The organism is Streptomyces sp. NBC_01551, assembly GCF_026339935.1.
Taxonomy (GTDB): domain Bacteria; phylum Actinomycetota; class Actinomycetes; order Streptomycetales; family Streptomycetaceae; genus Streptomyces.
This window is the reverse complement of record NZ_JAPEPX010000001.1, coordinates 465,540-477,554: the sequence shown is the minus strand read 5'-3', so window position 1 is coordinate 477,554 and position 12,015 is coordinate 465,540. Positions and strand designations below refer to the sequence as shown.

The following is a 12,015-nucleotide window of genomic DNA, read 5'->3' as shown; positions in this document are numbered from 1 at the left end:
CTCAGACCAGGGAATCGATCCAGCGCTCCAGGCGGCGGCCCTCGCGGACCATCAGCTCCGGGTCGCGGAAGGTGTTGGTGAGCAGGGCGATCCCCTGATAGGCGGCCATCAGCGCGACCGCGAGTTCCCGCGCGTCCGCGCGGCCCATGGCCCGGAACTGCTGCTCGGACCAGTCGAGGAGCACCCGCATCACCTTCGCGATGGTCTCGTCGAGGCCGTCGGCACGCTTGTCGAGCTCGGAGGCCAGGCTGCCGGTCGGGCAGCCGTACCGGGCCATCACCTCGCGCTGGTCGACCCAGCCGCCCAGCAGGGCCTTCAGCCGGTCCTGGGGGGCGGGAAGCGCGTCGAGCGCGGTGATCAGCTGCCGGAGGTTCTGCTCGTGCGCGCCTATCGCCGCCTCGACCAGCTGGTCCTTGGTCTTGAAGTAGTAGTACACGTTGCCCACCGGGACGTCGGCCGCGCGGGCGATGTCGGCGAGCGTGGTGGCGGCGATGCCCTGTTCGTGCAGCACCTGGGCCGCGGCGTTCGCGAGCCGCTCGCGCTTGCCCGCGGCCTTCCCGGAAGTTTTTGGGTGAGTCACCTGACTGACTATAGACGTGGGCGTGGTGACGGGCTATGTTCGTGACGTGACTAAGTCAGTCAACTAACTGACTGGCTGGCCGAGTGAGTGGGGGAAATGCGCATGATGGTGGTAACGGGTGCGACCGGGAACGTAGGCCGGGAACTCGTACGGCTGCTGGTCGCCGCGGGGGAGCGGGTGACAGCCGTCTCCCGGCGGCCGGGTGAACTGCCCGAGGGGGTACGGCACGTACGGGCCGACCTCGCCGAGCCGGAGGGCCTGCGCCCCGCCCTGGCGGGCGCGGACACGCTGTTCCTGCTGGTGGCGGGCGAGGACCCGCGGGCCGTCCTGCGCCTCGCGGCGGCGGGCGGGGTCCGGCGCGTCGTCCTCCTCTCGTCGCAGGGCGCGGGGACGCGCCCGGAGGTCTACCGGCACCCGGCAACGTTCGAGGAGGCCGTCCGCGCGTCCGGCCTCGACTGGACGATCCTGCGGTCCGGAGGCCTGGATTCCAACGCCTACGCGTGGGCCGACTCGGTCCGTGCGCAGCGCACCGCGGCGGCGCCGTTCGGCGATGTCGGGCTGCCGGTCGTCGACCCGGCGGACGTCGCGGCCGTGGCGGCGGCGGTGCTGCGCGAGAGCGGCCACACGGGCCGTACGTACGAACTCACCGGGCCGGCGCCGGTGACCCCGAGGGAGCAGGCGGAGGCGATCGGCGCGGCGATCGGGGCCCCGGTGCGGTTCATGGAGCTGACGCGGGCCCAGGCCCGGGAGCGGATGCTGCGGTTCATGCCCGAACCCGTGGCGGAGGGCACCCTCGGCATCCTCGGCGAGCCGCTGCCCGCCGAGCGGCGGACCAGCCCGGACGTCGAACGCGTCCTGGGCCGGGCGCCCCGCACCTTCGCCGACTGGGCGGCCGGCGCCGCCGCCGCGTTCCGCTGACCCTGGCCAGAGCTGACCTGCCCGGACCCGACCTGCCCGGACCTGACCGAACCCGACCGGAAGGCGTTCACGTGCCCGTACTGCCCGTCCTCGACACGACGATGCACCACCTCGAACTCGGCGCCGATGCCGGTACCGATGCCGGTACGCCGATGGTGTTCCTGCACGGCAACCCCACTTCCTCGCACCTCTGGCGTGACATCCTCCCGGCCGTCGGGGGCGGGGGGCGCCGGCTCGCCCCGGACCTGATCGGCATGGGCCGGTCGGGCAAGCCGGACATCGACTACACCTTCGCCGACCAGGCCCGCCATCTGGACGGCTGGTTCGATGCGCTCGGCCTCGACGAGGTGATCCTGATCGGCCACGACTGGGGCGGCGCGCTCGCCTTCGACTGGGCCGCGCGCCACCCGGGGCGGGTGCGGGGCATCGCCTTCACCGAGACCATCGTCAAGCCGATGCAGTGGGAGGAATTCCCGGAGGGCGGGCGCGAGTTGTTCCGGGCCGTCAAGACGCACGGGGTGGGCGAGGCGATGATCCTCGACGAGAACGCCTTCGTCGAGGAGGCGCTCCCCGGCACCGTCGCCACCCCGTTGGACCCGGCCGACCTGGCCGCCTACCGGGCCCCGTACCCCACCCGGGAGAGCCGCAGACCGCTTCTGCGGTGGGCCCGTTCGATGCCGCTGGGCGGCGAACCGGCCGAGGTGGTGGCGCGGGTCGAGGCGTACGGCGCCTGGCTGGAGGCGAGCGCCGACGTGCCGAAGCTGCTGCTGACCTTCGCGCCCGGACCCGGCGTGATGATGGGCCCGGAACTGGTCGCCTGGTGCGCGCGGAACATCGCCGCCCTGGAGGTAGAACACCACGCCGTACCCGCCGGCCACCACACCCCGGAGGACCAGCCGGCGCTGATCGCCGCGTCCCTCACCTCCTGGACGGCCCGCCACCGTCTCCACTGACCACCGGTTCCCGGACCTGACGCACCTGTCGGCATTCAGTCGCTACCCCACGCGCCCGCGGCGGTGGACGGGGCGGGCCAGGAGGGCGCCGAGGTAGCCGGCCAGGGCGCCCCAGAGCAGCGCCAGGCCCACCGTCCGCCACAGCACCGGGTCCAAGGTCACCGTGCCGTTCAGGGCGTCCACCTCGCCGATGCCCAGGACGGACAGGCCGAACTGGGCCTGTACGCGGCCCAGGAGACAGATCGTCAAGGTGGCGAGGGCCAGGGACGCGCCCAGGTGGACGGCATGCTGCCACGGGCGGACGCCGGCGGGGGAGCGGGCGGCCGCCAAGAAGCCCGTGCCGAGCAGCAGGACGGCCGCGACCACCACCAGCCACCACGCCCGGGCGTCCTGCTCCGCGAGGGAGCCCACGTCCACCGTGGACAGCTCCGGGCCGCGCAGCACCTCGTCCAGCAGGTGCGGCATCGGCAGCCCGAAGGGGCCGTCGACCCGGCCCTGCCACGCCCCGCCGAAGCCCAGCGTCAGCGCCATCCAGGCCAGGTTCGGCAGGCCGAGCAGGACCACCGCCAGGGTGCGCGCCGTATGGCCCTGGGTGGCGGCCACCACCAGGCCGACCACGACGCCGAGAACCACGTACGCGAGGAGCAGGACGACGGTGGCGTGTGCGACCGGCCGGACCGCCGCGTGGAAGCGGACCAGCCTCGCGGGCAGCGGCGCGCGGCGGGAGACCAGTAGGGAGATCACCAACAGGCCGAGGATCCACAGCAAGCCGTAGAACAGGGTGGCGGGCAGGACGGCCTCGAACCCGACCGTCGGGCCGGAGTCCAGGAGTTCGCCGATCTGCCCGAGAGGGGAGTCGCCAGTGGAGATCCCGAACGTCTGGCGGGCCAGGAGCGCGACGCCGGTCAGTGCGACCATCCACAACAGCACCAATGGACCTGCCCGGGCCAGCAGTTCGCGCGGCCCGGCCACCGCCCGGTTGTGCAGCGGCCGCAGGAAGAGGGACCCGGCCGTGAGCGCGCCGCCGAGGCTGACCGACAGCGGTAGTACGGACAGGCTCGCGTCGGCCCCGGCCAGGAACCCGGCCTCGCCGGACACTTCCATCGAGCCGCCCGCCGCCATCACCACGACGGCCGCCACCACCCGGGGGAACGCGCCTTCGGGGAGCCCGGCCGCGCCCGCGTACGCGAGCCCCGCCGCGGCGAGCACGCCCATCACGGCGAAGCCCGCGACGACCGCGACGAGGGCGTCCCGCCAAGCCCTCGCGGAGCCCCCGGAAGACTCCGGGCGCTGCCCGGACCGTGCCGTGCTCACCCCGCCACCGTAGGCACCCCCGGCTTGCGGCCACCACCTGAACGGCGCACACAATGGTCCGCAGGAGTGCAAGAAATCACGATATTTCCGCCCACTGCCCGCAGAGCGTCCCCGTCGGGACCGGATCTCCTCCGCCCGGGAAGAAGAGCCCGTGACCATGCAACCCTCCGGCCAAGAGCCGCCACGGCAGCCGTCGCAGTCGTCCCGGCCGCGGTCCGAACGCGACACCACACCCCCCACGGGTCCTCCTTCCGGTCCGCTCTCGGGCGGCCAGGGAGCCCCACCGCCACCGCCGCCCGCGCCTCCCGGAGGGCCGTCAGGCCCTTCGGGTCCGTCCGGAACGCCGCGGGAGCCGGGCGGGCAGCCGTGGTGGCGGTCCGCGCCCCGGCTCGCCACCGTGCTCGTCGCGCTCGCCGCCGTGGTGACGCTCGTCGTCGTCCTGATCAGGCCGGGAGGCCAGGGCGACGACACCGCGAGCGGCGAGGTGTTCCTCCAGCCCGCCTCCACGACCGGCCCCGACCCGTTCACCGCGTCCACGGCGGCGAAGGACGCCGTACCGCCGCCGCAGGGCACGTCGCCGCCGACCGCCCCGCGTACGTCGCCGGGCCCGCGCGAGACCGGGCCCGGCACGACCGCGTCCACCACCCCCGGCAGGACGGCCACGTGGAGCGTCAGCGGGGCCGCGCCGGGGGTGTACGGCGGCACCAAGGACGTGGCCAGCTGCGACGTGGAGAAGCAGATCAAGGTGCTGTCCGCACAGCCCGCCACGAACAGCGCGTTCGCCGCGTCCGCCGGGATCCGGCCGGCGGCCGTACCGGGCTACCTGCGCTCCCTCACCCCGGTCCAGCTGGGTCTGGACACCCGGGTCACGAACCACGGCTACCGCGACGGCAAGGTCCACCCGTACCAGGCCGTCCTCCAGGCCGGCACCCCCGTCCTCGTGGACGACCGCGGAGTGCCGCGGGTGCGCTGCGCGTGCGGGAACCCGCTGGGCCTGCCGGTGGCGCTGAGGGCGAACCCGGAGCGGCACGGCGAGCCGTGGACCTCGTACGAGCCGGCGAAGGTCGTCGTCATCGCGCCGGCGGTAACGGTCGTGAAGAAGTTCGTGATCTACGACCACCACGAGAAGCACTGGTACGAGCGCGACCCCGGCCGCCACCACAAGGACAAGCACGACAAGCCGGTGCCGCCGCCCGTCGTCCCGACGCCGTCGTGGAGGCCCTGGACGCCGACCGGCACGTGGAACCCGACCGAGTCCCCGACGTGGAAGCCGGACGGGTCCCCGACGCGGAAGCCGGACGGGTCCCCGACGCGGAAGCCGGGTGAGGGCACGTCCACGCGGACCCCGACGCAGACGCGGACGGGACCGCCGACCGGGCCGCCGACCGGCCCGCCGACGAAGGGGACGAAGACGGGCGAGCCGCCGTCGACGCCGTCGGAGGAGCCGCGCACCGGGGATACGCCGTCCGGGGAGACGCCGTCCGAGCGAGTGCCCCCCACGGAGGCGCCCACGGAGACGCCCGCGCAGACGCTTACGGAGACGCCCGCGGATACGGAGACGCCTGCGGAGACGCCCGCGGAGACGCTTACCGAGACGCCCGCAGAGACGCCCGCAGAGACGCCCACGGAGGCGCCGACGCCTGAGCGGAACTCGGAGCCGGCTTCGGAGCCCCCGCCGTCCGTCCAGTCCTCGGCACCGCCCGAGGAGACGGTGACCGGCCCGCCGCCGGAATCCGCGCCGGGCTCGGGCCCCGCTTCGGAGCCCGCTTCGGAGCCGGTCTCGGAGCCGGTCTCGGAGCCGCCGCCGAGCATCGAAGCCACGAACGAGGAGCCCGCCCGGGAGACCCCGGCCGAGCAGGACCAGCCCCCGGCGCAGGAGGAGAGTCCGGCCGAGCAGGTCGAGCCCCAGGAGCAGGAGCAGGAGCAGAACCCCGTCCCGGAGGAAGAGGCCCCGGCCGAGGAGCCTCCCCCCGCCCAGGAGGACGGCACCACCGAATAGCCCGGGCCACGGCACGGCGAGGCCGGTCCCGGACATGCCGGGGGTGGGGTATCGATGAGACGCTTGCTGCATGTCCGACAGGGGAGAGACCCCCGAGGTCGACTGGCCCGCGCGGCCCGACACGAGCCTCGCGCTCAATCGCCTGGGCACCTTCGACTGGGACCTCGACAGCGGGCAGATGCATCTGGACGACACCGCTCTCGAGGTCCTCGACCTGCGCCCGGACGAGTTCAGCGGCACCGCCGCCGGGCTCGGGCCCCGGATCGCCCCCGGCGAGGAGGCCCGGCTCGACGCGCGCGTCGCCCAGGCGCTCAAGGACGGGCGCAGCCACTACGGCGCGTACTTCCGCAGCCGCCGCCGTGACGGTTCCCCCACCTGGACGCACATCCAGGGCCACATCCTGCGCGGCCCGGACGGGCGCCCGTACCGGATCATCGGGATCGTCCGCGACGCCGCCCACGACCCGGGCGAGCCCGGCGCCGGCGGCGAGGAGGCCGAGGGGCGGCGCCGGATGACCGGGGTCGTCGAGCGGACCGCCGCGATCCTGGCCCACGCCCGCACGGTCAACGACGTGACCGACATCCTCAAGGACCCCGAGTCCCTCGGCCACCTCGGCGCGGTCAGCGTCATGCTCGGCATCGTCGACGGCGGCCGGATCCACCTGGTCGCGGAGGGGCAGCTCGGTTCGTACGTCCCGGAGATCGAGTACACCCGGATCGACTCGGACTTCCCGATGAGCGAGGCCGTCCGGACCCTGCAGCCGGTGTACCTGGCCTCGCGCGGGGAGTTCCGGCTGCGCTACCCACGGCTGTGGCCGTACATCGAGCCGCTGTCCGTACGCAGCGGCGTCTACCTGCCCCTGATCGCCCAGGGGCGCCCCATCGGCGCGCTCGGCCTGCTCTACGCGCGGGAGGCCGACTTCACCGCCGAGGAGCGCAACCTGCTGGTGGCACTCGGCAGCGGCATCGCGCAGAGCCTCCAGCGGGCCATGCTCTACGAGCAGGAGCACGATCTCGCCGAGGGCCTCCAGCGGGCCATGCTGCCCCGCCGGATCCCGGACATCCCGGGCGCGTTGATCGCCGTGCGGTACAGGGCCGCCCGGATGGGGCGGGACATCGGCGGGGACTGGTACGACGTGATCCCGCTCGGCGAGAGCCGCGTCGGGGTGATGATCGGCGACGTGGAGGGCCACGACACGGACGCGGCCGCCGTGATGGGCCAGCTGCGCATCGCCCTGCGCGCGTACGTCGCGGAGGGCCACACCCCGGGGACGGCCATGTCGCGGGCGGCCGGTTTCCTGCGCGAGCTGGAGACGGAACGGTTCGCCACCTGCACCTACGCGGAGATCGACCTCGGGACCGGGATGCTGCACATCGTCCGGGCCGGCCATCTCGACCCGGTGGTCCGCCGGGGCGACGGCAGCTGCCACCGCGTCCAAGTGGCCGGCGGGCTGCCGCTCGGGCTGCCGCCGCGCGACGAGACGGCCGGCGGTTCCGGCTCCGGTTCCGGCTCCGGTTCAGGCTCCGGCTCTGTTTCCGGGTTCGGGTCCGGTGCGGGCGCCGGTTCCGGATACCCCGTCACGAGCCTCGAACTGCACCCCGGCGACACCCTGGTGCTCTGCACGGACGGCCTCATCGACCGCCCCGGCGGCGACCCCGAGTCGGGCATGCGCGAACTCATGGAGGCGGTCCGGACCGGACCGGTCGACGTCGAGGAACTCGCCGACCTGCTCTGCGACCTGGTCGGGGACGCCGGCGGCGGCGACGACATGGCCCTGCTCCTGCTGCGCCGCCGCGGCACCCCCGCCCCGCGCGGCGGCGGCCCGCTGCGCGTGCGGCTCAGCCCCGGGGACCCGGACGGGCCCGCGATGGGCCGCCACCTGATCCGTGCGGCGGTGGCCGCGTGGGGCGCCAGGGACCAGGCGGACGAGATCGTACTGGCGGCGGACGAGCTGATGACCAACGCCCTCGTGCACACGGACGGCGGGGCCCAGCTCAGCATGCGGCTGACCGCGGAGGGCCGGATCCGGGTCGAGGTCGAGGACGGGAGCAGCGCGCTGCCGCACCGCCGCGAGGCGGGGGACTGGGCTGTCTCGGGGCGCGGGCTGCTGCTGGTGGACCGGCTCGCGGCCGACTGGGGCGTGGACCCCCGGGGCGGCGGCAAATCCGTCTGGTGCGAGTTCGCGGTCCCCGCGCCGCAGGCCGCGCCCCCGCCCGGCTGAGCGGGCGGGGCCAGTCTCATTGGTTCGTCTCAGCGACCCGTCTCAGCGGCCCGCCGTGACGCCCTGCTTGGCCGTCTGCATGGCCGTCGGCCTGTGCACGAACAGGATCGCGAGACCGCCCGCGACGAGGAGCAGGAGGTGGCCGGCGCCTTCGACGGCCACCGCGGTACGGAACTCCGCGAGCTCGACGGCGCGCGCGTCCATCACGAGGCCGGTGTAGCCGACTCCCAGCGTTTCCTTACGCGTGGGTGCGATCGAGGAGCGGGGGACTGATCGGAGGTGTCACACGGCCGCGTACGGGCCCTGCGTCGCCTTCGTGTTCTGCAGGGCCGTCAGCTTGCGGACGAAGAGGACGGCGAGGACGGCGGCCACGAGCGTGAGCAGGCCGTCGGCGACGCCCACCGCGGCGCTGCCGCGCAGCTGTTCCGGCGTGTCCGCGAGGCGGAAGAGCGAGGCGGCGACGCGATCCACGATCTGCGAGGCGGCGAACACCAGCCACCATGCCGTCAGGGGCGCGGTGGAGACCTTGCGGAACGAGCCGTCCGGAGCGAGCTGGGTGCTGGCCGCCCAGGTCTGGCGCGCGATCACGAAGGGCATCACGAGATTGGCCAGGGGGATGAACCAGCTGCCGATGGCCCAGCCCCGGGACAGGGTGAACGCGTCGGGCCGGAAGATCTCGCCGTTGCGGCGGACCCGGTGGAACCACACGATGAAGACGACGGTCGTGGCGAGCGTGATCAGGATCTGGACGACGGTGGCGACGGTCATCAGGTCGTCGGCCCTGACGAGGGACCTGTCCGTGACCTTGAACGGGTCCGTGACCAGGCCGTCCATCAGCGACCAGAGGTAGAGGCAGACACCCGTCGCGTACAGGTTGGACAGGGCGGCGACCGAGAGCAGGACGGTCAGGGCCGTCGCCAGCCCGTGCGGCGAGCGCAGGGTGTCGACGGCGGCCGGCGCCGGGTAGGGGTGCACCGGCTGACCCGGGTACGGGTACGGGTATGGATACGGGCCCTGCGGGCCGGGGTACGTCTGCCCCGCGTACGGCTGCGCCGGTACCGGAGGCATCATCTGCGGCGCGTGTCCCGGTATCGGCGGCACGGCGGGCGGCGGCGGTGAGCCGGGCGCGCTGAAGGACATGACGGTACCCCCCACGGGAACATGTGACATGCGAGTGGAACCCGCTGACGCGCGGGCCCCGCAGAACATATGCCAGCCCGTCACCCGGCGTCCAAACAGATGTGCGCCTTCCGTGACGGCGGCGAACGGCTGAACCACCAGGTCACGGACCGGTTCGCGGGCCCGGGCGCGGAGCGGCCGGGGGATCCTGCCAGGGTGCCGACTCCGCGTCCGCTGCTGCCCGTCCTGCTCGCCGGGGCCCTGGCCCTTTCGTCCCCCGCGGCCCAGGCCGCCGACGACCCCGGTATCGAGACCGCCCGTACCACCCGGCGGATCGCACCCGGAGTCCGCCTGGAGTCGTACGACCGGCTGGAGGCGGACCGCTGGCTCCGGGTCGACGAGCTCGTCGCCGACTCCGGCCGTACCGGCGGCGTACGCGCCGAATACCTGGGCGGTCACGGCCCCGAGACCGTCGCCGAGGCCGCCGCCCGTCATCCGGCCGGGCCCGGGCGGCGCGTGGTCGGCGCCGTGAACGGGGACTTCTTCGACGCCCTGGGCGCCGGGACCCCCCTCGGCCCCGGTATCCGCGAGGGCCGGCTGCTGCACTCCGCGACGCCCGGCCCCGGCGGTGCTGCCCGCCTCGTCCCGGCCGTCGGCTTCGGCCCCGACGGCAGCGGCCGGGTGCTGCGCCTCGGCCTCGCCGGGAGCGTCACGCTGCCCGGCGGCGCGGTCCGGCCGCTGGCCGGGTACAACGCGGCGCGCCCGCCCACCGCCGGTTTCGCCGCGTACACCTCGGACTGGCCGGGCGCCGGGCTCCCCGGGACGGGCCCGGCCGTCGAACTGCGGGACGGCCGTGTCGCCGCCGTCGTCCCGGCGGCCGCCGCGCCGGTACGGGGACCGGCGCACCGCGAGCGTCCCGCACCCGGCGCCACCGTGCTGGTCGCGTCCGGCGCCACCGCGGCCGCCGAACTCGCCGCGCTGCGGCCCGGGAACGCCGTGGCCGTCTCCGCCCGTCCGGTCACCGGGGGCGGACCGGTACCGTGGGCGGCCGTCGGAGGGCGCGAGGCCCTCGTCGTGGCCGGGGTCCCGCGGAGCCACGACGGCGCGCCGAACGACACCGCCGCGCCCCGTACCGCCGTCGGCGTCTCCCGCGACGGACGGCAGATCCGGCTCGTCACCGTCGACGGCCGCCGGCGCGACAGCGGCGGCCTCACCCTCACCGGCCTCGGCCGGCTGATGCACCGGCTCGGCATGTACGAGGCCCTCAACCTGGACGGCGGCGGCTCCACGACCCTGCTCGCCGGGCTCAGCGGGACGACGGACCTGGCACCGGAGAACACCCCGTCGGACGGGACGCCGAGAAGGGTCCCGAACGGCCTGGCCCTCACCGCCCCGGCCGGATCCGGGCAGCTCGCCGGGTACCGGGTCGAGCCCCTGGGCGGCGCCGGCCCGGACTTCGCCCGGGTGCTGCGCGGGCTCACCCGCACCCTCACCGCCTCCGGCCACGACACCGCGCTCGGCCCGGCCCCGGGTGCGCCCGCCTGGTCGGCCGGGGGCGGCGGGACAGTCGACTCAGCCGGGGTCTTCCACGCCCTGCGCCCCGGCGGTGCTAGGGCGTACGCCCGGCGCGGGGCGGTACGCGGCGTGCTCCCCCTCGACGTGCTCGGCCCGCCGGTCCGGCTCCGCCCGACGAAGGCCCGGATCGGCCTCGCCGGGCGGGGCGAGAGCGCCGGGTTCGGCCTCGTCGGATACGACGCGCAGGGCGCGGCCGCCGCCGTCGAACCCCGCGACGTCACCCTGCGCTTCGACCGCTCGCGCTGGCGGGTCACGGCCGACGGCCGGGGCGGCTTCACCGTCACCGCCCGGGTCGCGCGCGCCACCGGCCGGCTGCGCGCCACCGTCAACAGCACCGGCGCCAGCGCCGAACTGGCCCTCGGGGCCGGCCTGCGGGCGCTGGCGCTGACCGGCCTGGACGACGCCGCCCGGTGGGCCGGCCCCGCGGCGGGCCCGGCCCCGGGCCACCCGGGCCGCGGCCTCGCCCTCACCACCTCCGCCGGCGCCGCCGAAGCGGTCGCCGCCGCGGCGCGGCCCGTCGTCCTGCCGGAGTTGGCCCGGTCGGTCTCGCTCTGGGTGGACGGCGACGGGTCGGGGGTCCGGCCCGGCGTACGGCTGGCCGATGACATCGGGGCCGCGGTCGTCCTGCGCGGGCCCGCCGTCGACTGGACCGGCTGGCGGCGGATCACGCTCCCGCTGCCGGCCGGGGCGGAGCGGCCGTTCACCCTGACCGGACTCTCAGCGACCGGTGCGCCCGGGAGGCTGGTGCTGGACACCCTCACCGCCGACACTCCGCCCACCGGCCGGGCCCCGGCCCAGCGGAGGCGACCGGACCCCATCGCGGCCGGCGCCGCCGAGGTCCGGGCCCGTCCCTGGAGGTTCGCGGTCCGCCCGGCCGGGGCGGTTCCCGCCTGGACCCCGGACACCGACTTCGTGCTCGACACGGCCACGGAGCGCCCGGCGTTCACCCACCGGGGCGTGCGGTTCCTGACGCTCGACACCCGCCGGGCCACCCTGGACGGCGGCGGCCTCGACCGGATGCGGACGCTGCGCGCGGCCCTGGCGGCCGCCGCCCGGGAACCGGACACCGGCGCGCTGGCCGTCGTACGGCGGTACGCGCCGCGGGCCGTGGACGGCAAGGAGGAAGCCCTGCTGACGCGGTACCTCGGGGAGTTCCGGCGTACCACCGGAAAGCGGGCCGCCGTCATCACGCTCGGCGCCCCCCGCTTCGCGGCCGGCCGCGCGGAGGGCGTGCTGGAGGTCTCGGCCCCGCGCGCCGGCCGGACCCTCTTCGGGGTCGACGCCTTCGCCACCGGCGACTGGCTCTCCGTACGGCGCTACTGACCGGCGCCGGGCC

General features: G+C 75.3%; 9 protein-coding genes. 5 read left to right on the top strand and 4 right to left on the bottom strand.

Annotated features, from left to right (window positions below; genetic code table 11):
* Position 1 precedes the first annotated feature (1 nt).
* Complete coding sequence (locus tag OG982_RS01980; RefSeq protein ID WP_266790309.1) at positions 2 to 580, bottom strand: TetR/AcrR family transcriptional regulator; 579 nt, start codon at positions 578 to 580, stop codon at positions 2 to 4.
* A gap of 102 nt (positions 581 to 682) precedes the next feature.
* Between OG982_RS01980 and OG982_RS01975 the strand changes: the two genes are divergently transcribed.
* Positions 683 to 1,498, top strand: coding sequence for an SDR family oxidoreductase (locus tag OG982_RS01975; RefSeq protein ID WP_266947775.1), 816 nt, complete (start codon positions 683 to 685; stop codon positions 1,496 to 1,498).
* Between the two features lie 71 nt (positions 1,499 to 1,569).
* Positions 1,570 to 2,451 carry a haloalkane dehalogenase gene (locus OG982_RS01970; RefSeq protein WP_266790312.1) on the top strand — a complete coding sequence of 294 codons (882 nt, stop codon included), beginning with the start codon at positions 1,570 to 1,572 and terminating at the stop codon, positions 2,449 to 2,451.
* Between the two features lie 42 nt (positions 2,452 to 2,493).
* On the opposite strand, the gene OG982_RS01965 is transcribed toward OG982_RS01970, so the two are convergent.
* The gene (locus tag OG982_RS01965; RefSeq protein WP_266790314.1) at positions 2,494 to 3,765 is read right to left on the bottom strand and encodes a streptophobe family protein; all 1,272 of its coding nucleotides are present in this window, start codon (positions 3,763 to 3,765) and stop codon (positions 2,494 to 2,496) included.
* Positions 3,766 to 4,162: 397 nt separating this feature from the next.
* Between OG982_RS01965 and OG982_RS01960 the strand changes: the two genes are divergently transcribed.
* Positions 4,163 to 5,764 carry a DUF6777 domain-containing protein gene (locus OG982_RS01960; RefSeq protein ID WP_266947774.1) on the top strand — a complete coding sequence of 534 codons (1,602 nt, stop codon included), beginning with the start codon at positions 4,163 to 4,165 and terminating at the stop codon, positions 5,762 to 5,764.
* 70 nt (positions 5,765 to 5,834) lie between these two features.
* A complete protein-coding gene (locus OG982_RS01955) occupies positions 5,835 to 7,985 on the top strand; it encodes a SpoIIE family protein phosphatase (RefSeq protein ID WP_266947773.1) in 2,151 nt (716 codons plus the stop codon).
* Between the two features lie 42 nt (positions 7,986 to 8,027).
* On the opposite strand, the gene OG982_RS01950 is transcribed toward OG982_RS01955, so the two are convergent.
* Positions 8,028 to 8,192, bottom strand: a complete 165-nt coding sequence (locus OG982_RS01950) for a hypothetical protein (protein ID WP_266947772.1) — start codon at positions 8,190 to 8,192, stop codon at positions 8,028 to 8,030.
* 75 nt (positions 8,193 to 8,267) lie between these two features.
* Positions 8,268 to 9,125 (bottom strand): DUF4328 domain-containing protein, encoded by an 858-nt coding sequence (locus OG982_RS01945; protein WP_266947771.1) that lies wholly within the window; start codon positions 9,123 to 9,125, stop codon positions 8,268 to 8,270.
* Between the two features lie 195 nt (positions 9,126 to 9,320).
* On the opposite strand from OG982_RS01945, the gene OG982_RS01940 reads away from it, so the two are divergent.
* Entirely contained in the window at positions 9,321 to 12,002 is a 2,682-nt protein-coding gene (locus OG982_RS01940) for a phosphodiester glycosidase family protein (protein WP_266947769.1), read from the top strand.
* The last annotated feature ends 13 nt before the right edge of the window (positions 12,003 to 12,015 follow it).